Source organism: Streptomyces yamdrokensis (genome assembly GCF_053890455.1).
In genome coordinates this window covers 1,739,338-1,761,677 of sequence record NZ_CM132679.1, presented here as the reverse complement: position 1 = coordinate 1,761,677, position 22,340 = coordinate 1,739,338, and the positions used below count along the sequence as shown (strand labels likewise).

Genomic DNA, 22,340 nt, shown 5'->3' with positions numbered 1-22,340 from the left:
GCAGCACCCGGGGCCGGCCCTCACGCGACCGCGCTCAGGGTGTCCGCGAGGCGGCGCCGGGCCGCGCGGGCGGCCGGGAGGGCCGCCAGGGCGGCGGCGCCCAGCACGGCGGCGCTGCCGAGGAGCACCAGGAGTGCGGGGGAGGGCCCGCGGGCGATCCCGGCGCCGATGCCGCTCGACCGTCCCTGGGCGTCGATCAGCCAGTGTGCCAGCGGCAGCCCCAGCCCCATGGCGACGAGCACGGCGGCCAGTGCCGTGCAGGAGGTGGCAGTGACCGTGATCCCGGTGATCTGCCGCGGTGAGAGGCCGATCGCCTTGAGCGCGAGCAGGTCCCGTTCGCCCTCGCGTACCGTGCCGCCGATCGCGGTGAGCAGCTCGATCAGTCCGATCAGGGCGAGTACGGCGATCAGCCCGACGACGACCGCGCGCAACGCGGACAGCCCTTCGGCGGGATTGGTCACCGTATGCACGTCCAGCCGGCCGTCTCCCACCCCGGCCAGCCGCTCGGCGACGGCCGTGGGGTCGGCGCCGGGGTCCAGCCGGAGCTGGTAGAGGGCGGGCTCCAGCCCGGGGTCGTTGCCGCGGAGGGTGTCGAGCGAGGTGGAGATGACCCGCCCGGCGTTCTCCGGCTCGATGCTGCGGCCGACGATGTGCAGGATCTGCGGCCGGTCGCCGACGGTCACCCGGACCCAGTCGCCGACCCGGACGTGCAGCAGGTCCAGCAGCCCCTGCCCCGCCACCGCCTCGTCGGGGCCGTGCGCGGCGCGGCCCTCGGCCAGGGTGAACGGGTAGGGCTCCTGGCGGGTGCCGAAGCCGCGCAGCGCGATCGTGGCGGTCTGGCCGGGAACCAGGGCGGCCACCTCGACGCCCGGGTGGGCGGCGGCGACCTGCGGATCGCGTTCCAGCAGGGCGCGGGCCTCCCGGTCGCCGAGCGAGGCGTCCGCGCGGACGCTCAGCGCGGTGGGCAGCCCCACCCGCTCCGGGCTGCTGTGGAAGCGGTCGATGGTGGTCCACGCGCTCAGTGCCGTCACGATCAGCAGCAGCGGCAACGCCAGCCTGGCCACCATGCCCAGCGAGCGCGGGCGGCTGAACGCCTTGTGCCAGCCCAGGACCAGTGCGGGCGGCACCCGGGCCCCGAGCGCCCGTCGCGCCACACCCGTCAGCCGGCCGGCCGCCGGCCCGGGCCCCGCGGTCACGCTCCCGTCCGCCTCCGGGCGGACGACGGGAGTGTGCCGACGGGACCCGGGTACCGGCACCGGCGGCACCCGGCCCGCCCGCCACGCCGCGAGCCCGGTGGTGGCGCCGATGAACAGCACCGCCCCCACGGGTACGACGAACAGCGCCACGGTGTGTCCCGGCAGCCCCTGCCACACGCCGACCGCGTCGCCGAGCCGGCCCGGTATCCCGCTGCCCAGCGTCTCGGTCAGCGCGGCGGCAGCCACCGCACCCAGCAGGGCATAGCCGAGATGCTGGAGCAGGAAGACGCGGACGACCTGCCCCGGGGTGAAGCCGATCGCCTTGAGGACGGAGATGTCCCGCAGATGCCCCCGGATCCTGGTGCTGATCGCCCCGTGCACCGCGAACCCGGCGGCGACCAGCGCGCCGAGCCCGAACAGGCCGAGGACCTGGCCGAGCAGCCGGTTGTCGCCCTGCGCCGCGGCCCGCGCCTGCTGCCAGGTGGAGACCTCGCCGATCGCGCCGGCGCCCAGCACCGTCACCGCACGCTGCACCGCGTACCCGGTGTCGGCGGGGTCGGTCAGCCGCAGCCCGGTCACCCGGCCGTCGGGGTCGGTCACGGCCGACGGCAGGGCCCACACCAGGCCGGGCCGTTCCCCCGGCCGGTAGCGCGGCTCGGCACTGTCGGCGACGCCCACCACGGTCAGGGTCCGCGCGGTGCCGGGCAGGGTGAGGGTGTCGCCGGGCGTGGTGAGCAGGGCGCGGGCGAGGCTGCTCTCCAGCACCACACCGTCGGGGGTGGCGGGGTCCAGCCAGTGCCCGGAGGTGAGCAGCGGGCGGCCGGTGCCGGGCTGTCCGACGGTGCCGCGCAGCTCGGCGGAGGCCCGGCTGCCGCGGGCGGCGAGGGTGACGGCGGCCGTGGGGTGGGGGCCGGAGACGGACTCCACACCGTCCAGGTCCGCCAGCTTCGAGGCGTCGGCCGAAGCGGTGGTGTGCAGGGTGACGTGGGCGCCGCGGGCCTGGGTGAAGGTCCGCTGCCAGGGGTTGGTGGCGTATCCGAACAGGGCCGTGGCCAGCAGCAGGGACGCGACGACACCCGCGGTGGCGAGGACCAGGAACAGCGCCTCGCCGCGGTGCGCGCGCAGATCGGAGTGCGCCCAGCGCAGGGTCGCTCGCACCGGCGTCAGCTCCTTCGCCCGCGCCGGACGCCCGGACCGTCGTACACCCGCATGCCCGTCCTTCGTCAGTCCTGGTCGGTCCCGTGTTGCGGCCGGCCCTGTGTTCCGGCCGGTTCCTGGTCGGTCCTTGGTCAGTCCCTGAGTTCCAGCACCCCGGACGCGCCGCGGCCGCGCGACGGCGTTCCGTCGAGTTCCGCGTCGTCGGCGATCCGTCCGTCGAAGAAACTGATCACCCGGTCCGCGGCGCTTGCCAGCCGGGCGTCGTGCGTGACCAGGACGATCGTCTGTCCGCGCTGGTGGAAGCGGGACAGCAGCCGCATCACCTCGCGGGTGCCCTTGCTGTCCAGACTGCCGGCGGGTTCGTCCGCCAGCAGCAGCGGCGGATGGTTGACCAGGGCACGGGCCAGTGCGACCCGCTGCTGCTCACCGCCGGACAGCTCGCCCGGCATGCTCCGCTCCTTGCCCGTCAGGCCCAGCTCGGCCAGCAGCTCCTCCCGGCCGGCGCGGGCCTTCCTCGGCGGGGTTCCGGCGAGCAGGGCCGGCAGTTCCACGTTGTCGGCGACCGACAGGTTCGAGACGAGGTTGAAGAACTGGAAGACGATCCCGATGCGCTTCCTGCGCTCCACCGCCCAGCGGGCCTCGCTGTAGGCGTCGGTGCGCTCGCCGTCCAGCCAGATGCTGCCGGCGTCCGGACGCTGGAGCCCGCCGAGCAGATGCAGCAGGGTCGACTTGCCGGCCCCGGACGGACCGGTGACCGCCACGAACTCGCCGCGCGTCACCCGCAGACCGACCCCGCGCACCGCGTGCGCCGGGGCTCCCTCGCCGTGGTGCGTCTTGACCAGGCCTTCGGCGCGCAGCACGAGGGCGGGGTTCTCGCTCACTCCAGCTCCTCCAGCTCTTCCTGGCACCGCTCCAGCCAGTCGAGGTCGGCCTGCAGGTGCAGCATCGCGCCCTCGATCAGCAGGTGGGCGACGCGGTTGTCCCGGTCTTCGGCAGCGGCCAGCTTCGACAACTGCCGCATGGTGTTGAGGTACTGGCGCCGCTGCCGGTTGATCAGGGCGATCCGGTCGGCGAGGCCGGTCTGCGGGGCGAGGGCCAGTTTCATGAAGAACTCGTCCCGCACCCGCGGCTCGTCCGCGGTCTCCCCGTACCAGGCGCGCAGCGCCTCCCGCCCGGCGTCGGTGAGGTGGTAGACCTTCTTGTTGGGCCGGCTGGACTGCTCGACGTCCTCGCCCTCGATCAGCCCCGACTTCTCGAGGCGGCCCAGGGTGACGTAGATCTGGCCGACGTTCGGCTGAGGGTACGCGGAGCCCAGCAGTTGCTCAAGGTCCTGCTTCAGTTCGTAGCCGTGGGCCGGGCCGCGGGCGAGCAGGGCCAGCAGGGACTGCCGCACTCGTGCTCCCTCCCCGCGTCCTTCGCGCCACGTGCCCGCGCCCGATGCCACGTCCCGCGCGCGCACGCGATGTGCGGCACGCCCTAGTATCGCCGATACCTAACAGGTATACATGGCCACTGACCCCGGCAAGGGTGCCGGGTGGTGCCGGACGGTACCGGTCACGGGTGCACAGGGAGGAACCTATGCGGTGGATCCATGCCGCGGGTAGGGGCCTTCTCGTCCTCGCCGTGCTCCTGGCCGTGGGGGCGGTCTCCGGGGCGCGGGCCGACCGGGCCGCCCCCGGCGGCGGGCGCGGCCCGCTCACCCTGGCCACCGCGGGGGACCTCACCGGCTATCTCGGCCCGCTGCTCGACGGCTGGAACCGCACCCATCCCGGCGAGGAGGTCACCCTCGTCGAGCTGCCCGACTCGGCCGACGAGACCCGCGCGCAGATGATCACCGACCTGCGCGACGCCGGGCGAGGCCGCTTCGACGTGCTCAACATCGACGTCAGCTGGACCTCGGAGTTCGCCGCCGGAGGCTGGATCAGTCCGCTGCCGCGCGACCGCTTCCCGCTGGACACCTTCCTGCCAGGCGTCGTGGACACCGCGACCTACGACGGCCGGCTGTACGCCGTCCCGTACGTGACCAACGCCGGGCTGCTCCTGTACCGCGCGGACGTGCTCGACGCCGAGGGCGTGGCACCGCCGCGCACCTGGGGCGACCTGGAGCGGGCCGCGAAGACCCTCGCCCCGGCGCACGGACTCGACGGCTACGCCGGCCAGTTCCTGCCCTACGAGGGCCTGACCGTCAACGCGGCCGAGGCCGTCTACTCGGCGGGCGGCACCATCCTGGGCGACGAGGGCGAGCGCGTCACCGTCGACTCCCGGGCGGCCCGCGAGGGCATCGGGTTCCTCGCCCGAGGGGTCCGCGACGGCTGGATCCCCCAGGAGGCGCTGACCTACAAGGAGGAGGAGTCCAAGCGGGCCTTCCAGGACGGCAGGCTGCTCTTCCTGCGCAACTGGCCCTACGCCTACGTCGCCGCGTCCGCCGAGGGCTCCGCGGTCGCCGGCAAGGTCGGCGCCGTACCCCTGCCGGGACCGGACGGGCCGGGGACCAGTGTCCTCGGCGGCTCCAACCTCGCCGTCGCCGCCCACGCGCGGCACCCCGACTCCGCCGCGCGGCTGATCGCGTACCTCACCGGCGAGCCCGTCCAGCGTCAGGTGCTCACCCGCGGCGCGCTGCCGCCCGTACGGGCCGCGCTGTACGACGACCCGGAACTGGTCCGGCGGTTCCCGTACCTGCCGACGCTGCGCGAGAGCGTGCTCGCCGCCGCCCCGCGTCCCAAGAGCCCGCGCTACGACCAGGTGAGTCTGGTCGTGCAGGCGGTGGTGCGCGACGCGATGACCGGGCGGCAGACGCCCGGGTCCGCGGTGCGACGGCTGGCACGCGAACTCGCAGCCGTCTCCGCGCGCTAGGGCCTGTTGCGGACCGCCGTCCGCACCGCACTCCGGGGCCCGCACCCGCCCGGCCCCCCGGGCCTCCCATCCGGACAGCCATATCTAGTTACCTGTTAGGTAACGCGGATGTCTCGATAGTGCCCGATGTGCCCAGGTCGGTGGTGATTCGTCCACGGCAAACGCTGGGTAGCTTGCGCCCGTTCATTGACACCTCCGCGACACACCTACCTAACATGCATGCATAACGGCGAGGACGCCGTCGGCCCGGGAATCCCGGGTCTCCGCACGCACAGACAGGTCGACGTGGTGAGTTCCAAGCACATCGACACCCACCGCTGGTGGCGCGACGCAGTGATCTACCAGGTGTACGTCCGCAGCTTCCTGGACAGCACCGGAGACGGCATCGGCGACCTCGCCGGAGTCAGGGCGGGCCTGCCCTACCTGAAGAAGCTGGGCGTGGACGGTATCTGGCTGAGCCCCTTCTACCCCTCGCCGCAGCACGACCACGGCTACGACGTGGCCGACTACTGCGACGTCGACCCGGTCTTCGGCGACCTCGCCGAGTTCGACCTGCTGGTCGGGGCCGCCCGGCGGCTCGACGTCAAGGTGCTGCTGGACATCGTCCCCAACCACTGCTCCAGCGAGCACCCCTGGTTCCGCGAGGCGCTCGCCGCACCGCCCGGCAGCCCGCAGCGCGCCCGCTTCCACTTCGCCGACGGCCGAGGACCGGACGGTGCGACAGCGCCCAACAACTGGCACGCCATGTTCGGCGGACCCGCCTGGACCCGCGTCACCGAACCGGACGGCCGGCCCGGCCAGTGGTACCTGCACATGTTCACGCCCGAACAGCCGGACTGGAACTGGCGCAACCCCGAAGTCGCCGCCGGCTTCGACCGCACCCTGCGCTTCTGGCTGGACCGGGGCGCCGACGGCTTCCGCATCGATGTCGCCGCCGGACTCTTCAAGCACCCAAAACTGCCCGACTCCCCGGACCCGGAGGCCGACGCCCGCACCCGCGACTCGGTCAACCCGCTGGCCTGGAACCAGCCCGAGGTGCACGAGGTGTGGAGGCACTGGCGCGCGGTGTGCGAGGAGTACACGCGGCGCGACGGCCGCGAGCGGCTCCTGGTCGGCGAGGTCTCCGTCCCGAGCGCCCGGGAACACGCCGCGTACGTGCGCCCCGACGAACTGCACCAGGCCTTCTTCTTCGACCTGCTCGGCGCACCCTGGGACGCCGACGCCTTCCGCAAGGTCATCTCCGAGGCCATGCAGGACATCGCCGGCACCGGATCGACCGTCACCTGGGTCCTCAACAACCACGACCAGGTCCGCACCGTCACCCGCTACGGCGAACCCACGTCCCAGGGCAGGGGCCCCGGCGCCGCCCGGGCCCGCGCCGCCGCGCTGCTGATGCTGGCGCTGCCCGGTGCCGCGTACATCTACCAGGGCGAGGAACTGGGCCTGCCCGAGGTCGTCGACCTCCCCGACGACGTGCTCACCGACCCGATCTTCCGCCGCACCGGCAGCCGCGCCCGGATCCGCGACGGCTGCCGGGTGCCGCTGCCCTGGTCGGGACAGGCCTCACCGTTCGGCTTCACCTCCGGCGCCGAAGGGGCCGCACCCTGGCTGCCGCAGCCCGAGTGGTTCGCCGACCACGCCACCGACCGGGCCCTCGCCGACACCCGTTCCTTCTGGCACCTCTACCGCGACGGCCTGCAACTGCGCTCCACCCTGCCCCAGCTGGGCGAGGGCACGCTGCGCTGGCTGGAGACCCCGCCCGACGTCCTGGCCTTCACCCGCGCCGACGACCTGGTGTGCGCCGTCAACTTCGGCACCGCCCCCGTACCCGCCCCGGTCCCCGGCACCCCGCTGCTCGCCAGCGGCCCGTGCCCGCCCGGAGTCCTGCCCGGCTCCACAGCCGCCTGGTGGATCAGCGGCTCCTGAACCCAGCCCACTTTCCGTACCTCGAAGGGACATCAACGATGATGCGACGACGTACCCCCCTGCTCACCGGCTGCACCGCCCTGGTGCTCGCCCTCGGCGCCACCGCCTGCGGCTCGGGCGAGCCCGTCGCGGCCGGCGGCGGTGACAAGGCGCTCGGCGGCCAGACGGTCTCCGTCGCCGGTGTCTGGTCCGGCAGCGAGCAGAAGAACTTCCAGAAGGTGCTCGACGCCTTCACCGAGAAGACCGGCGCCAAGACGGAGTTCGTGTCCACCGGCGACAACGTCTCCACCGTCGTCGGCAGCAAGATCGAGGGCGGCAACGCACCCGACGTCGTGATGGTCCCCCAGGTCGGCGTGTTGAAGCAGTTCGCCGAGGAGGGCTGGCTCAAGCCGCTGGACAAGAGGGTCCAAGGCGCCGTGGAAGCCAACTTCGCCGAGGTGTGGCGCAGTTACGGCAGCGTCGACGGCACCCTGTACGGCCTCTACTTCAAGGCCGCCCACAAGTCGACCGTCTGGTACAGCCCCGAGGCCCTGGAACAGGCAGGCGTCACCCCGCCGAAGACCTACGACGCCATGCTGAAGGACGGGCGCACGATCTCCGACTCCGGCCTCGCCGCCTTCTCGGTCGCCGGACAGGACGGCTGGACGCTGACCGACTGGTTCGAGAACGTCTACCTCTCCCAGGCCGGGCCCGAGAAGTACGACGCCCTCGCCGCGCACGAGATCGAGTGGACCGATCCGACGGTGGTCGAGGCGCTCACCACGCTCGGCGACCTCTTCAAGGACAGGCAACTCATCGCGGGTGGCCAGAAGGAAGCCCTGAACACCGACTTCCCCGGCTCGGTGGAGAAGGTCTTCGGACCCGAGCCGGACGCCGCCATGGTCTACGAGGGCGACTTCGTGGCCGGCGTCGCCAAGGACCAGTTCGGCAAGGCCATCGGCACCGACGCCAACTTCTTCCCGTTCCCGCCGGTCGGTGACGGCGAGGCACCGGTGGTCAGCGGCGGCGACGCGGCCGTGGTGCTCAAGGACGGCAAGAACGCCGAGGCCGGCATGGCGCTCCTCGAGTACCTCGCCACGCCGGAGGCCGCCGCCGTGTGGGCCGAGGCCGGCGGCTTCCTCTCCCCGAACAAGGAGCTCGACCTCGCTGCCTACGGCGACGACGTCACCCGCGCCACCGCGGAGTCCCTGACCGAGGCCGGCGACTCGGTCCGCTTCGACATGTCGGACCAGGCCCCGGCGGCCTTCGGCGGCACGAAGGGCGCCGGAGAGTGGAAGATCCTCCAGGACTTCCTGCGCGACCCGTCCGACCCGAAGAAGACCGCCGCCGAGCTGGAGAAGGCGGCGGCCAAGGCGTACGGGAACTGACGGCCATGACCGCCACCCTGGTGAAAGAAGCGAGCCCGCCGGCTCCTTCGCACCCCGATCGTGCCCGCCGCCGGCGCCTGCGCCGGCGGGGGCGGATCGTCGCCGTGCTGTTCGTGCTGCCCGCCCTGCTCCTCCTGGGCGCGCTGGTCGTGTACCCGGTGCTGTTCTCCGTCGGCCGCAGCCTCTTCGACGCCTCCGGCACCCGGTTCGTGGGCGGCGGGAACTACACCGAGATGTTCCGCGACCCGGCCACCCTCAAGGCCGTCCGGAACACCGCGATCTGGGTCGTGATCGCCCCCACCCTGCTCACCGGCCTCGGCCTGATCCTGGCCGTGCTGGTGGAGAAGGTCCGCTGGGCCACCGCCTTCAAGCTGCTGCTGTTCATGCCGATGGCGGTGTCCTTCCTGGCGGCCGGCATCATCTTCCGGCTCGCCTACGACGACGACCCGGACAAGGGCGTGCTGAACGCCGCCGCCGTCACGGTCCACGACGCCTTCAAGGGCAGTTCCTCCTACCCGACGGCCCGCGCCCGCGAGGCCGCCGGGGGCGGAGGAGGAGGGGGCGCCGGACCGGGCCTGGCCAAGGAGGCCGACGGCGCCTACACGACCGGCGCGGACCTCTCGCCGGGCACCGTCACCGCCCTCGGCCTGGTCGGTGTCGCCCCCAAGGACCTGCCCGACGACGCCGCGCCCGCCCACCCGGCGGCCACCCGCCAGGAGGCGGGCGCCGACGAGGTCGGCGGAGTGGTCTACCTCGACTTCACCCCCGGCGGGGGAGGAGAGCCGGGCGTGGTCGACCGGCAGGAGAGCGGACTGCCCGGGATGACGGTCGAGGCGGTCCGCGACGGACGCACCGTCGCGAGCACGACGACCGCCGCCGACGGCTCGTTCCGCTTCACCGGCCTGGACAGCGGCTCGTACGCGGTCAAGCTGCCCGCCGCCAACTTCGCGCCCCCCTACGACGGCATCTCCTGGCTCGGACCCACCCTGGTCACCCCGGCGATCATCGGGTCCTACCTGTGGATCTGGACCGGGTTCGCGATGGTGCTGATCGGCGCGGGACTCTCGGCCCTGCCGCGGGACGCGCTGGAGGCGGCGCGGATGGACGGCGCGAACGAGTGGCAGATCTTCCGCCGGATCACCGTCCCGCTGCTCGCGCCCGTCCTCACCGTCGTCTTCGTGACCCTGGTGATCAACGTGATGAAGGTCTTCGACCTCGTCTACATCATCGCGCCCGGACCCGTGCAGGAGGACGCGACCGTGCTTGCGACCCAGATGTGGCTGGTGTCGTTCGGCGGCGGAAACAACCAGGGGATGGGCAGCGCGCTCGGCGTGCTGCTCCTGCTGCTGGTCGTCCCCGCCATGGTCTTCAACGTCCGCCGCTTCCGAAGGAGTCAGCGATGAACGCGATCCGGCGCGGCCTGGGCAACGCCGTGGTGCAGGCGTTCCTGGTCGTGATCGGCCTGGTGTGGATGACCCCGCTGGCCGGCCTGTTCCTCTCCTCGCTGCGGTCCGCGCAGGACACGGCCAAGGGCGGCTGGTGGACGGTGCTCACCAGCCCCGGGCAGCTGTCCTTCGACAACTACGCGGCCCTGTTGAAGAACTCGGGGATGACGCAGGCGTTCTGGAACACCGTGCTGATCTCGGTGCCGACCACGGTCCTGGTCGTGGTCGTCGCGGCGCTCGCCGGATACGCCTTCGCCTGGCTGGACTTCCCCGGCCGCGACGCGGTCTTCCTGCTCGTGGTGGCGCTGCTGGTGGTCCCCGTGCAGGTCGGACTGCTGCCGGTCGCCAAACTCTTCGGCCAGCTGGGACTGTTCGGCACCATCCCCGGCGTCGTGCTGTTCCATGTGGCGTACGGACTGCCGTTCGCGGTGTTCCTGCTGCGGAACTACTTCGCCGAGATGCCCAAGGAGATGCTGGAGGCCGCCCGGATGGACGGCGGCAGCGAGTGGCGCATCTTCACCCGGCTGATCCTGCCCGTCGGGCGGCCGGCGATCGCCAGCCTCGCCATCTTCCAGTTCCTGTGGGTCTGGAACGACATGCTGGTCGCCCTCCTCTTCGCCGACAGCTCCTCGCAGCCGCTGACGGTGGAACTCCAGTCGCAGATCCGTCAGTTCGGCAGCAACATCGACGTGCTCGCACCGGGCGCGTTCCTGTCCCTGGTGGTGCCGGTGGTCGTGTTCTTCGCCTTCCAGCGGCACTTCGTGCAGGGGGTGATGGCGGGCTCGGTGAAGTGACGGACACCGTCCCACCCGGAACGCACGGACCCCCGCTTCCTGACGAAGCGGGGGTCCGTGCGTGTCGTGCGCCGCGCGCGTTACGCCGACACCGGCGGATACAGCGACCGAGGCAGCTGCGAGGCCGCCGCCGTGTCCAGGAGCCACAGGGTGCGGGCCCGGCCGTGAGCGCCTGCCGCCGGGGCCTGGATCTCGCCCGCACCCGACAGGGCGATCGCCGCCGCCTTCGCCTTGTCCTCGCCGGCCGCCAGCAGCCACACCTCGCGGGCCCTACGGATCGCCGGCAGGGTGAGCGTCACCCTGGTCGGCGGCGGCTTGGGCGCGCCGTGGACGCCGACCACCGCGCGCTCCGTCTCCCGGACCGCGGGCAGCTCCGGGAAGAGGGACGCCACGTGCGTGTCCGGGCCGACGCCCAGCATCAGCACGTCGAACTCCGGCACCCCTTCGTGGTTCGCCGGTCCCGCGGCACGGGCCAGCTCCCGGGCGTACGCGGCAGCCGCCGCGTCCACGTCGGTGCCGTACGGTCCGTCGGACGCGGGCATGGCGTGCACGCGCCCCGGGTCCAGCGGCACCGCGTCGAGCAGCGCCTCGCGTGCCTGGGTGACATTGCGCTCCGGGTCGCCGTCCGGCAGGAACCGCTCGTCGCCCCACCACAGGTCGATCCGGCCCCAGTCCACCGCGTCCCGGGCGGGCGCCGCCGCGAGCGCGGCCAGCAGGCCGTTGCCGTTGCGGCCGCCGGTCAGGACCACGGACGCCGAACCCCGTGAGGCCTGCGCGTCCACGACCCGGGTGATCAGCCGGGCCGCCGCGGCCTGTGCCATCAGCTCCTTGTCGCGGTGCACGACGAGCTGCGGTGCCGTACTCATGTCGCCGCCGACCCCTTCACCGGCGCCTGCGCCGCCGCCCCGGCGGCCCGGGAACCTTCCGCAGCCGCTTCGACGGGAGCGGGGCTCCCCGCTCCTTTCGCTCCTGCTCCTTTGGCCGGCGACTCACCCGCCGACCGCTTCCCGGGGTCACCGGACGCCTCGTCCAGTGCCGGCGGCACCTCGTCGAGGGCGCTGGACGAGGCGGTCAGCCCGCGCGACACCGCCGCCGACCGCTCGCCCGACGGCGCCTTCGACGCCCCCGGATCCGCCGTCGGCCGGTGCGCCGGGTTCCTCAGCCGCTCGACGCCGTACCGCAACGCCGACGCGTACGTGTCGTCCGGGTCCAGCCGGCGCAGTTCCTCCGCGATCAGCTCCGACGTGGCCCGGCGCTTGAGCGCCACCGCACGCCCCGGCTGACCCTGGATCGACAGCGTCGCCAGCGAACCGTCGGCCCGGTCCAGCACGATCGGGCCGCAGTCGGTCGTCAGACGGACCGCCGTGAGCCCGGGACCGGCGGACAGCGAACGCTTCACGGGGACGTCCAGCCGGTCCGCGAGCCACATCGCCAGCAGCTCGCAGCTCGGGTTGGACTCCTCGCCCTCCACCTCGACGCCCTGCACCTCGCAGGTCACCTGGTCCAGGGCCGCCGCCAGCATCGAACGCCAGGGCGTGATCCGCGTCCAGGACAGGTCGGTGTCGCCCGGGGTGTAGGAGTCGGCACGGGCGGCGAGCTCCCGCACCGGCTGCTCGCCGGCGTAGGTGTCGGTCACCCGGCGCTGGCCCAGTGCGCCCAGCGGATCGCCGGCCGGGTCCAGCGGTGCGTCGACCGGCCACCAGACCACCACCGGGGCGTCCGGCAGCAGCAGCGGCAGCACCACCGACTGGGCGTGGTCGGCCACCTCGCCGTACAGCCGCAGCACCACCGTCTCGCCGGTGCCCGCGTCGGCGCCGACCAGCACCTCGGCGTCCAGCCGGGACTGCGTACGGCCGCGGTGCGGGCGGGAGACGCGCTTGATGACGACCAGGGTGCGCGAGGGATGCTCGCGCGAGGCGTCCCCGGCGGACTTCAGCGCGTCGTAGGCGTTCTCCTCGTCGGTCACGATGACCAGGGTGAGCACCATGCCGACCGCCGGGGTGCCGATGGCCCGGCGGGCCTTCACCAGCGATTTGTTGATCTTGCTGGCCGTAGTGTCCGTGAGGGCTGTCTTCATGGCCGGCGCCAGCTCCGTCCGTCTCGCTCGAGCATGTGGTCCGCCTCGACGGGCCCCCAGGTACCGGCCGGATACTGGGCCGGCCTGCCGTGGTCGTCCCAGTACTCCTCGATCGGGTCGAGGATCTTCCAGGACAGCTCGACCTCCTCGGTGCGCGGGAAGAGGTTGGAGTCGCCGAGCAGCACGTCGAGGATGAGCCGCTCGTACGCCTCCGGGCTGGACTCCGTGAACGACTCGCCGTAGGCGAAGTCCATCGACACGTCCCGGATCTCCATCGACGTACCGGGAACCTTCGAGCCGAACCGCACCGTGACACCCTCGTCCGGCTGGACGCGGATGACGATGGCGTTCGACCCGAGCTCCTCGGTGGCCGTCGTGTCGAACGGCGAGTGCGGTGCCCGCTGGAACACGACCGCGATCTCGGTGACCCTGCGGCCCAGCCGCTTGCCGGTGCGTAGGTAGAAGGGGACGCCCGCCCAGCGGCGGTTGTCCACGCCCAGCTTGATCGCGGCGTACGTGTCGGTGTTCGAGGAGGCGTCGATGCCCTCCTCCTCCAGGTACCCGACCGCCTTCGCGCCGCCCTGCCAGCCCGCCGCGTACTGCCCGCGCACGGTGTCCCGGCCCAGGTCCTTCGGCAGCCGCACGGCGCCGAGCACCTTGGTCTTCTCCGCGGCCAGCGCGTCCGCGTCGAAGGAGGCAGGCTCCTCCATCGCGGTGAGCGCCATGAGCTGGAGCAGGTGGTTCTGGACGACGTCACGGGCGGCGCCGATGCCGTCGTAGTAGCCGGCCCGGCCGCCGATGCCGATGTCCTCGGCCATGGTGATCTGCACGTGGTCGACGAAGGACCGGTTCCAGATCGGCTCGAACATCGTGTTCGCGAAGCGCAGGGCCAGGATGTTCTGGACGGTCTCCTTGCCCAGGTAGTGGTCGATCCGGAAGACCTGGTCCGGGTCGAACACCTCGTGCACGATCGCGTTGAGCTCCTCGGCCGACCTCAGGTCGTGGCCGAACGGCTTCTCGATCACCGCGCGCCGCCAGGAACCGCTCGACTGGTCGGCCAGCCCGTGCTTCTTCAGCTGCTGGATGACCACCGGGAAGGAACGCGGCGGCACCGACAGGTAGAACGCGAAGTTCCCGCCCGTGCCCTGCGCCTTGTCCAGCTCCTCGATCGTGCCGCGCAGCCGCTCGAAGGACTCGTCGTCGTCGAAGGTGCCCTGGACGAACCGCATGCCCTGGATGAGCTGCTGCCAGACCTCCTCGCGGAAGGGGGTGCGGGCGTGCTCCTTGACCGCGTCGTGGACCTCCTGCGCGAAGTCCTCGTGCGCCCACTCGCGGCGGGCGAAACCGACCAGCGAGAAGCCCGGCGGCAGCAGCCCCCGGTTGGCGAGGTCGTACACCGCCGGCATCAGCTTCTTGCGCGACAGGTCGCCCGTGACCCCGAAGATGACCAGGCCCGACGGCCCCGCGATACGCGGGAGCCGCCGGTCGGCCGGGTCACGCAGCGGATTGCTGCTCGACAAGGTGTCAGCCCTCCGAAGGGGCGAGGCGCGCGAGCTCCGCCTCGGTCGACTTCAGCAGGTCGGTCCAGGACGCCTCGAACTTCTGGACGCCCTCTTCCTCCAGCAGCCGTACGACGTCGTCGTACGCGATGCCGAGCTTCTCCACGGCGTCGAGGTCGGCGCGGGCCTGCGCGTAGGTGCCGGCGATGGTGTTGCCGGTGATCTCGCCCGACTCCTCGGTGGCCTCCAGCGTGGCCTCCGGCATGGTGTTCACCGTGTTCGGCGCCACCAGGTCGTCGACGTACATCGTGGACCTGTACGCCTTGTCCTTCACACCGGTGGAGGCCCACAGCGGACGCTGCTTGTTGGCGCCGGCGCGCTCCAGCGCGCTCCAGCGGTCGGTGGCGAAGACCTCCTCGTACGCCTGGTAGGCCAGGCGTGCGTTGGCGACGGCGGCCTTGCCGCGCAGCGCCTTGGCGGCGTCGGTGCCGAGCGCGTCGATGCGCTTGTCGATCTCGGTGTCCACCCGGGACACGAAGAACGACGCCACCGAGTGGATCTTCGACAGGTCCAGGCCGCGCTCCTTGGCCTTCTCCAGGCCGGTCAGGAACGCGTCCATGACCTTGCGGTAGCGCTCCAGGGAGAAGATCAGCGTGACGTTGACACTGATGCCCAGGCCGATGGTCTCGGCGATCGCCGGGATGCCGGCCTCGGTCGCCGGGATCTTGATCAGGGTGTTGGGCCGGTCCACCAGCCAGGCGAGCTGCTTGGCCTCGGCCACGGTGGAGCGCGTGTTGTGCGCGAGCCGCGGGTCGACCTCGATGGAGACCCGGCCGTCCTGGCCGTCGGTGGCGTCGAAGACCGGGCGCAGGATGTCGGCGGCGTCGCGGACGTCCGCCGTCGTGATCATCCGGATGGCCTCTTCGACCGTGACCCTGCGGGCGGCGAGGTCGGCGAGCTGCTGCTCGTAGCCGTCGCCCTCGGAGATCGCCTTCTGGAAGATCGACGGGTTGGTGGTGACGCCCACGACGTGCTGCTGGTCGATCAGCTCGGCGAGGTTGCCGGACGTGATCCGCTTGCGCGACAGGTCGTCCAGCCAGATCGCGACACCTTCGTCGGAAAGGCGCTTGAGTGCGTCTGTCATGGAAATTCCATCTCCTACGTCTCGTGTCGTATGTGAGCGTCAGCGCTGGGTCGCGGCCAGTGATTCCCGGGCGACGGCAGCCACGTTCTCAGGGGTGAAGCCGTACTCCTCGAACAGCACCTTGCCGTCGGCGGACGCGCCGAAGTGCTCCAGCGACACGATGCGCCCGGCGTCCCCCACGTACTTGTGCCAGGTGAGGCCGATGCCGGCCTCGACGGCGACGCGGGCCTTCACGGCCGGCGGCAGGACGCTGTCCCGGTACCCCTGGTCCTGCTCCTCGAACCACTCCACCGACGGCATGGACACCACGCGCGTCGGTACGCCGGCGGCCTGCAGCTGCTCGCGTGCCCCGACGGCGACATGCACCTCGGAACCGGTGGCGATCAGAACGACCTGCGGAGCGCCGCCCTCGGCCTCGAACAGCACGTAGCCACCGCGCGCGGCGTCCTCGTTCGGTTCGTAGGTCGGCACGCCCTGGCGGGTGAGGGCCAGACCGTGCGGGGCGCCCTTGCCGAACTCCTTCGTCCAGCGCTTGAGGATCTCCCGCCAGGCGATCGCGGTCTCGTTGGCGTCCGCGGGGCGGACGACGTTCAGACCGGGGATGGCGCGCAGCGAGGCCAGGTGCTCGACGGGCTGGTGGGTCGGGCCGTCCTCGCCCAGACCGATGGAGTCGTGCGTCCACACGTACGTCACCGGCAGGTGCATCAGGGCGGACAGCCGCACCGCGTTGCGCATGTAGTCGGAGAACACCAGGAAAGTGCCGCCGTAGATCCGGGTGTTGCCGTGCAGCGCGATGCCGTTCATCTCCGCGGCCATGGAGTGCTCACGGATGCCGAAGTGGATCGTGCGGCCGTACGGGTTCGCCTCGGGCAGCGGGTTGTCCGCCGGGAGGAACGACGACGTCTTGTCGATCGTCGTGTTGTTGGAGCCCGCCAGGTCGGCCGAGCCGCCCCACAGCTCCGGGACGACCGCGCCGAGCGCCTGGAGCACCTTGCCGGACGCGGCGCGCGTGGCGACCGCCTTGCCCGGCTCGAAGACCGGGAGCTTGTCCTCCCAGCCCTTGGGCAGCTCACCGGCCGCGATCCGGTCGAACTCGGCCGCGCGCTCCGCGTTGTTGCTCCGCCACTCCTGGAACGACTTCTCCCACTCGGCCCGCGCCCGCTTGCCGCGCTCCAGCGCCCCACGGGTGTGGCCGATGACCTCGTCGGTCACCTCGAAGGTCTGCTCCGGGTCGAAGCCCAGCACCCGCTTGGTGGCGGCCACCTCGTCGTCGCCGAGCGCCGAGCCGTGCGCGGCCTCGGTGTTCTGCGCGTTCGGCGCCGGCCAGGCGATGATCGAGCGCATCGCGATGAACGACGGCCGGTCGGTGACCTTCCTCGCCTCGGCGATCGCGTCGTAGAGCGCGCCCGGATCCAGGTCGCCGTCCGGCTTCGGGGCGACCCGCTGCACGTGCCAGCCGTAGGCCTCGTACCGCTTGACGGTGTCCTCGGAGACGGCCGTCCCGGTGTCGCCCTCGATCGAGATGTGGTTGTCGTCCCACAGCAGGATCAGGTTGCCGAGCCTCTGGTGGCCGGCCATCGAGGACGCCTCGGCGGAGATGCCCTCCTGCAGACAGCCGTCACCGGCGACGCAGTACACGAAGTGGTCGAACGGGGACGTGCCGGCGGCGGCCTCGGGGTCGAACAGACCGCGCTCGTAGCGGGCGGCCATCGCCATGCCGACCGCGTTGGCGACACCCTGGCCCAGCGGCCCGGTCGTCGTCTCCACGCCGGTGGTGTGCCCGTACTCGGGGTGACCCGGGGTCTTCGAACCCCAGGTGCGGAACGCCTTGAGGTCGTCCAGCTCCAGACCGAAACCGGCCAGGTACAGCTGGGTGTAGAGGGTCAGGGACGAATGGCCGGCGGACAGGACGAAACGGTCCCGCCCGACCCAGTCGGCGTCCGAGGGGTCGTGCCGCATCACCTTCTGGAAGAGGGTGTACGCGGCGGGCGCCAGGCTCATCGCCGTACCGGGATGGCCGTTGCCGACCTTCTGTACGGCATCGGCGGCCAGGACGCGGGCGGTGTCCACGGCCCGCTGGTCCAGTTCGGTCCACTCGAGGTCTGTGGTGGTCGGCTTGGTGCTCACCCTGAGTCAGGGCTCCTCTCCACATGTCTTCGGATGCCGGACGAGTACATACCGGCGACGTCGAGCCTACCCCCGTAGGACGTGCTTCCCCCGAGCGCTTCCCGACGGCCCGGGCTCCCGGCGATCCGCCTTCTGACTGGGAAGTATCCGCATTCGGCAGATGAATACGGAGCCGCTCATCCGGTCGCTCAATCGAGCCGGGATCCGTGCCGTGAGCGGCCCCGTCCAACACGACCGGACCCCCGCGAATGTCCGGGTCTGGGCAACGTCTAAGGTGGCGTGGTACGCGTGAGCCTTTACCGCCGCTTCATCCGGGAGGGCTTGCTGGGATGTCTCTGTCAGGGGTGCGAGTGACGGCCGTTGAATCCCGTCCTGCGGGGGTTATCGGGACGAGCCAGAGCCCGAGTCACCGGCCGATCGGGGCCCGTGTCAAGGCGTTCGTGGCGTTGACCAAGCCGCGGATCATCGAGCTGCTGCTCATCACCACCGTTCCGGTGATGTTCCTGGCGCAGCAGGGTGTGCCCGATCTGCGGCTGGTGCTGCTGACCTGCCTCGGCGGCTACCTGTCGGCGGGCGGGGCCAACGCGCTCAACATGTACATCGACCGCGACATCGACGCGCTGATGGACCGCACCTCGCAGCGCCCCCTGGTCACGGGGATGGTCGGTCCGCGCGAGTGCCTGGTCTTCGGCATCACCCTGGCCGTCGTCTCGACCCTGCTGTTCGGCCTCGCCGTCAACTGGCTGTCCGCCTGGCTCTCCCTCGGCGCGCTCCTCTTCTACGTCGTCGTCTACACGATGATCCTCAAGCGGCGTACGTCGCAGAACATCGTGTGGGGCGGCATCGCCGGCTGCATGCCGGTGCTGATCGGCTGGTCCGCGGTCACCGATTCGTTGTCCTGGGCGCCGGTCGTCCTCTTCCTCGTCATCTTCTTCTGGACGCCGCCGCACTACTGGCCGCTGTCCATGAAGGTGAGGGACGACTACGCGCGCGTGGGCGTGCCGATGCTCCCGGTCATAGCCTCCAACAAGGTGGTCGCCAAGCAGATCGTGGCCTACAGCTGGGTCATGGTCGTGGTGTCGCTGCTGCTCACCCCGCTCGGCTACACCGGCTGGTTCTACACCGCGGTCGCGCTGGCAGCGGGCGGCTGGTGGCTCTGGGAGGCGCACGCGCTCCTCAACCGGGCCAGGTCCGAGGTGACCGGTGGCAAGCTCAAGGAGATGCGCCTGTTCCACTGGTCCATCACCTATGTGTCGCTGCTCTTCGTGGCCGTCGCGGTGGACCCCTTCCTGCGGTAGGGCGTCCGCTGTCCGTCCGACGGGCGGGGTCCGTGGCCAAGGCCACGGACCCCGCCCGTCGCCGTTCGATCTACCCGTCGGTAGCATTCTGGTCATGGCAGAAACGCAGCAGTCGGACCCGAAGGCCGAACAGACCTCCGAGCAGCGGGCCGCACAGAAGGCCGGGCGCAAGGCCGACCGGAAGGCGGCCAGGCTCGCCAAGCGGATCAGTGGCTTCGCCGCGGCCCACGGCGGAGCCGAAGGCCAGATCGCGTACCTCGGACAGCGCGGCGCCCGGATCGTGCTGGTCGGTCAGGACGGTGACTGGGGCGACCTGGTCGCCCACTCCTACCCGATCGCCCAGAAGGCGGCCGAGCGGGCGGGCCTCACCCTCCACGAGGACTTCGACGGCGAGTTCGCGGCCAAGGTCAGGACCGGCCCGTACGAATGGACCCGCATGGCGGGCCTCCAGATCGGCGGCCCGGCCAACGGCTGAACCCCGCCCCCGGGCGGCGCCGGCCCCGCGAGACGCGCGGGGCCGGCGCCGCGGCGAGGCCGCGGCCGGGCAAAACCTACTCGCCGGTTCGCCGTTGGGCCCTGCGGCACCAGCGCAGCGCCCACCTGGGGAGCCCGGACGATCGGCCCGCCGTCCCTCGTGGACCAGTACCGCCACGGCGTGCTGCGCACCGAGCCGGGCCTCGGCACCTTCGAGGTCCAGCTCGCCGCAGTGATGGCCCGCCCGCCCCGGGCCCCACCCTCTTCGACACCCGGACCGGTTTCGCCGTACGCCGCGGGTGCCCGCCCCTGCTGGGCCTGGAGCCGCGTGGGCACTCGGCGACGGGCAGCGGGTGGCCGCGATGATCGCCCCGGAGAACGCGGGCAGGGTGTACGGGCTGGGGTGAGACGTGAAGACGATACGCAGGGTGTACGGACCGGACCGGTGCGTGAAGACTGGGCGGATGCCCACCGACGCCCTGCTCGACCGCTTCCTCACCGGCCTCGCACCGCTCACCCCCGTCGCCGTCTGGGCCCACGGCTCGCTGGCCGGCGGCGACTACCAGGAGGGCCGCAGCGACCTGGATCTGATCACCGTCCTGGACCGCCCGGTCACGGCGCGGACGGTGTGGCGGGTGGCGCTGCTGCACGCCCGTCTGCGGGGCGAGCCGCTCGCCGACCGGCTGCACTGCACGTACCTGACGCCGGCCACCGCGGGAGGCGCCGAGCGGCGTCACCCGACCTGGGCGCACGAGCGGCTTTTCCGTCGAACGGTCACCCCGGTCACCCGGACCGAGCTGCACCGCTTCGGGCGGGTCCTGCACGGCGTACCGCCCGCGGGCGCGCTGCCGCTGGTGCCGGACGGCGAACTCGCCGCGTTCGTGGTGCGCGACCAGCGCGACTTCTGGCGCCGGGAGGTGGACCGGGCCGCGAACTGGACGCAGGACGTATGGGTCGACCTGGGACTGCTGACCTTCGCCCGTGCCACGGTCACCCTGCGCGAGGGCCGCCTGATCTCCAAGCGGGAGGCCCTGGAGGTACTGCCCGGCCTGGGTGCCCCCGGTGAAGTCGTCGAGGACGTCCGAAGGCGGCGCTACGACGGTCCCGCGCCGCCCGACGAGAAATGGGTCCTGCGCCGGGCACGGCTGACCCGGGACTACCTGGGTCCGGCGATCGACTCGCTCGTGGCACGGGACGGCCGACCGGACGGCACCGGCACCTCGGCCACCGGCGTGTCCGGCCGCTCGCGCAGCGACAGCAGCACGCGCACTACCCAGATCCACATGACGCAGGAGCCGAACATGTGCAGCCCGACCAGGACCTCGGGCAGGTCAGTGAAGTATTGGACGTAACCCACCGCCCCCTGCGCGAGGATGATCAGAAACAGATCACGGGTGCGCTTCAACGGGCCCTTGGGGGCGTCCACCGCCTTGAGGACGAACCACAGGGCGAACGTCAGCGTCGCCACGATCCACGCCAGCACGGCGTGCAGCTTGCTGACCGTCTCCCAGTCCAGCGGCATCCGCTCGACCTCGCTGGAGTCACCCGCGTGCGGCCCCGCGCCGGTCACCACCGTGCCGACCGCGATCAGCAGCACGGAGACCGCCACCAGGAACCACACCAGCTGCCGCACCGGCTTGCCGACCAGCGGCCGGGGCTCCCCGTCGCCCTCGCCGACGCGGTGCCACATCAGGGTGGCCACCGCGATCAGCGCAGAGGAGAGCAGGAAGTGCGCCGCGACCGTGTACGGGTTGAGGCCGACCAGGACCACGATGCCGCCGAGGACCGCGTTGCCCATCACGATCCAGAACTGCGCCCAGCCCAGCCGGGTCAGGCCGCGCCGGTACGGCTTCTGGGAGCGCGCGGCGACGATCGCCCAGCCGACGGCGGCGCACAGCACGTACGTCAGCAGCCGGTTGCCGAACTCGATCAGACCGTGGACGCCCATCTCGCGCGTGGAGGCGATGGAGTCCTCGGTGCACTTGGGCCAGGTCGGGCAGCCCAGACCGGAACCGGTCAGCCGCACGGCACCGCCGGTGACCACGATGACCACCGACATGACGAGCGCGGCGAGGGCCGCCCGCCGGACCGTCCGGGGGTCCGGTGTCCAGCGTGCGGCGATGAAGGCGAGGGGGTTGCGCAGGGCCGCCTGGGCGTCGGCGCGGGTCAGGTTTGGCACGCGACCATCGTAGGGCGCCGCTTGTGCACGCTTTCACGAGGGTCCCGGTCGGCGGTACCCGCCGGCCCGCTCACTCCCAGCGGAAGAAGCGGCCCGCCGCCGCGAGCCCCACGACCGCCCACACGGCGAGGATCGCGACCTGGCCCCACGGCAGTCCCGCCCCGTCCTGGAGCACGTCCCGCAGACCCTGGGACAGCGCCGAGACGGGCAGCAGCCCGAGGACGTTCCGCGCGGCGTCCGGGAAGTGTTCCAGCGGCACGACGACCCCGCCGCCGACGAGCAGCAGCAGGAACACCAGGTTGGCGGCGGCGAGCGTCGCCTCGGCCTTCAGGGTGCCCGCCATCAGCAGGCCGAGCCCCGAGAAGGCGGCCGTGCCCAGCACCAGCAGCACCAGTACCGCGAACGGGCCGCCCTGCGGCGACCAGCCCAGCGCGAACGCGATCCCCGTCAGCAGGACGATCTGGAGCACCTCGGTGACCAGCACCGACAGCGTCTTCGCGGTCATCAGCGCCCAGCGTGGCAGCGGAGAGGACGCCAGCCGCTTCAGCACCCCGTACCGGCGCTCGAAACCGGTGGCGATGGCCTGCCCGGTGAACGCGGTCGACATCACCGCCAGCGCGAGGACGCCGGGAGTGAGGAAGTCCACGGCCTCGCCCGCGCCGGTGTCCACGATGTCCACCGTGCTGAACAGCACCAGCAGCAGTGTGGGGATGACCACGGTGAGCAGCAGCTGCTCGCCGTTGCGCAGCAGCATCTTCGTCTCGAGCGCCGCCTGCGCCGCGATCATGCGGGGGAGCGGCGCC

Annotated in this window: 17 protein-coding genes and 2 pseudogenes; 9 read left to right on the top strand and 10 right to left on the bottom strand. The window is 72.0% G+C overall.

The genetic code is table 11. The features are described 5' to 3' along the window. Window positions 1-20 precede the first annotated feature (20 nt). From ACWZEH_RS07295 to ACWZEH_RS07285, 3 genes are all read right to left on the bottom strand, one after another. Window positions 21-2,354: an ABC transporter permease gene (locus ACWZEH_RS07295; RefSeq protein ID WP_456196685.1), complete on the bottom strand. Its 2,334-nt coding sequence runs from the start codon at window positions 2,352-2,354 to the stop codon at window positions 21-23. A gap of 131 nt (window positions 2,355-2,485) precedes the next feature. Next, entirely contained in the window at window positions 2,486-3,235 is a 750-nt protein-coding gene (locus ACWZEH_RS07290; RefSeq protein ID WP_456196683.1) for an ABC transporter ATP-binding protein, read from the bottom strand. Further along, window positions 3,232-3,747 (bottom strand): PadR family transcriptional regulator, encoded by a 516-nt coding sequence (locus ACWZEH_RS07285; RefSeq protein ID WP_456196681.1) that lies wholly within the window; start codon window positions 3,745-3,747, stop codon window positions 3,232-3,234. The genes ACWZEH_RS07290 and ACWZEH_RS07285 overlap by 4 nt, the downstream gene beginning before the upstream one ends. Before the next feature lie 185 nt (window positions 3,748-3,932). Between ACWZEH_RS07285 and ACWZEH_RS07280 the strand changes: the two genes are divergently transcribed. The 5 genes from ACWZEH_RS07280 to ACWZEH_RS07260 all read left to right on the top strand — a co-directional run bounded on the left by ACWZEH_RS07280 (window position 3,933) and on the right by ACWZEH_RS07260 (window position 10,739). Then, a complete protein-coding gene (locus ACWZEH_RS07280; protein ID WP_456196679.1) occupies window positions 3,933-5,207 on the top strand; it encodes an ABC transporter substrate-binding protein in 1,275 nt (424 codons plus the stop codon). A 303-nt stretch (window positions 5,208-5,510) separates the two neighbouring features. Beyond that, window positions 5,511-7,133: a glycoside hydrolase family 13 protein gene (locus ACWZEH_RS07275; RefSeq protein WP_456199484.1), complete on the top strand. Its 1,623-nt coding sequence runs from the start codon at window positions 5,511-5,513 to the stop codon at window positions 7,131-7,133. 38 nt (window positions 7,134-7,171) lie between these two features. Then, complete coding sequence (locus tag ACWZEH_RS07270; protein WP_456196677.1) at window positions 7,172-8,500, top strand: ABC transporter substrate-binding protein; 1,329 nt, start codon at window positions 7,172-7,174, stop codon at window positions 8,498-8,500. A gap of 5 nt (window positions 8,501-8,505) precedes the next feature. Beyond that, complete coding sequence (locus ACWZEH_RS07265) at window positions 8,506-9,903, top strand: ABC transporter permease (protein WP_456196676.1); 1,398 nt, start codon at window positions 8,506-8,508, stop codon at window positions 9,901-9,903. After that, entirely contained in the window at window positions 9,900-10,739 is an 840-nt protein-coding gene (locus tag ACWZEH_RS07260) for a carbohydrate ABC transporter permease (RefSeq protein WP_456196674.1), read from the top strand. The genes ACWZEH_RS07265 and ACWZEH_RS07260 overlap by 4 nt, the downstream gene beginning before the upstream one ends. A gap of 80 nt (window positions 10,740-10,819) precedes the next feature. Here ACWZEH_RS07260 and pgl read toward each other — a convergent pair whose 3' ends face one another. From pgl to tkt, 5 genes are read right to left on the bottom strand one after another with little or no spacing between them, the layout of a single operon-like run. Beyond that, on the bottom strand, window positions 10,820-11,605 hold the full coding sequence (pgl, locus tag ACWZEH_RS07255) for a 6-phosphogluconolactonase (RefSeq protein ID WP_456196672.1): 786 nt from the start codon (window positions 11,603-11,605) through the stop codon (window positions 10,820-10,822). Further along, window positions 11,602-12,816 carry a glucose-6-phosphate dehydrogenase assembly protein OpcA gene (gene opcA / locus ACWZEH_RS07250; protein WP_456196670.1) on the bottom strand — a complete coding sequence of 405 codons (1,215 nt, stop codon included), beginning with the start codon at window positions 12,814-12,816 and terminating at the stop codon, window positions 11,602-11,604. The genes pgl and opcA overlap by 4 nt, the downstream gene beginning before the upstream one ends. Continuing rightward, window positions 12,813-14,336: a glucose-6-phosphate dehydrogenase gene (gene zwf / locus ACWZEH_RS07245; RefSeq protein WP_456196668.1), complete on the bottom strand. Its 1,524-nt coding sequence runs from the start codon at window positions 14,334-14,336 to the stop codon at window positions 12,813-12,815. Before zwf ends, opcA begins: the two co-directional genes overlap by 4 nt. A 4-nt stretch (window positions 14,337-14,340) precedes the next feature. Further along, window positions 14,341-15,459: a transaldolase gene (gene tal, locus ACWZEH_RS07240; protein WP_456196666.1), complete on the bottom strand. Its 1,119-nt coding sequence runs from the start codon at window positions 15,457-15,459 to the stop codon at window positions 14,341-14,343. Between the two features lie 39 nt (window positions 15,460-15,498). Continuing rightward, window positions 15,499-17,586: a transketolase gene (tkt, locus tag ACWZEH_RS07235; protein ID WP_456196664.1), complete on the bottom strand. Its 2,088-nt coding sequence runs from the start codon at window positions 17,584-17,586 to the stop codon at window positions 15,499-15,501. Window positions 17,587-17,930: 344 nt separating this feature from the next. On the opposite strand from tkt, the gene ACWZEH_RS07230 reads away from it, so the two are divergent. From ACWZEH_RS07230 to ACWZEH_RS07215, 4 genes and pseudogenes are all read left to right on the top strand, one after another. Next, complete coding sequence (locus ACWZEH_RS07230; protein WP_456199483.1) at window positions 17,931-18,884, top strand: heme o synthase; 954 nt, start codon at window positions 17,931-17,933, stop codon at window positions 18,882-18,884. A 94-nt stretch (window positions 18,885-18,978) separates the two neighbouring features. Beyond that, a complete protein-coding gene (locus ACWZEH_RS07225; RefSeq protein ID WP_456196662.1) occupies window positions 18,979-19,359 on the top strand; it encodes a hypothetical protein in 381 nt (126 codons plus the stop codon). A gap of 141 nt (window positions 19,360-19,500) precedes the next feature. Beyond that, a pseudogene (locus tag ACWZEH_RS07220) lies at window positions 19,501-19,685 on the top strand (amidohydrolase); the annotation flags it as partial. Window positions 19,686-19,822: 137 nt separating this feature from the next. Beyond that, window positions 19,823-20,710, top strand: a complete 888-nt coding sequence (locus ACWZEH_RS07215; protein WP_456196660.1) for a nucleotidyltransferase domain-containing protein — start codon at window positions 19,823-19,825, stop codon at window positions 20,708-20,710. Here ACWZEH_RS07215 and ACWZEH_RS07210 read toward each other — a convergent pair. Next, window positions 20,689-21,417, bottom strand: a pseudogene (locus ACWZEH_RS07210) (COX15/CtaA family protein); the annotation flags it as partial. The gene ACWZEH_RS07215 and the pseudogene ACWZEH_RS07210 sit on opposite strands and share 22 nt — an antisense overlap. 190 nt (window positions 21,418-21,607) lie before the next feature. Next, a complete protein-coding gene (locus ACWZEH_RS07205) occupies window positions 21,608-22,324 on the bottom strand; it encodes an ABC transporter permease (RefSeq protein ID WP_456199481.1) in 717 nt (238 codons plus the stop codon). Between the last annotated feature and the right edge of the window lie 16 nt (window positions 22,325-22,340).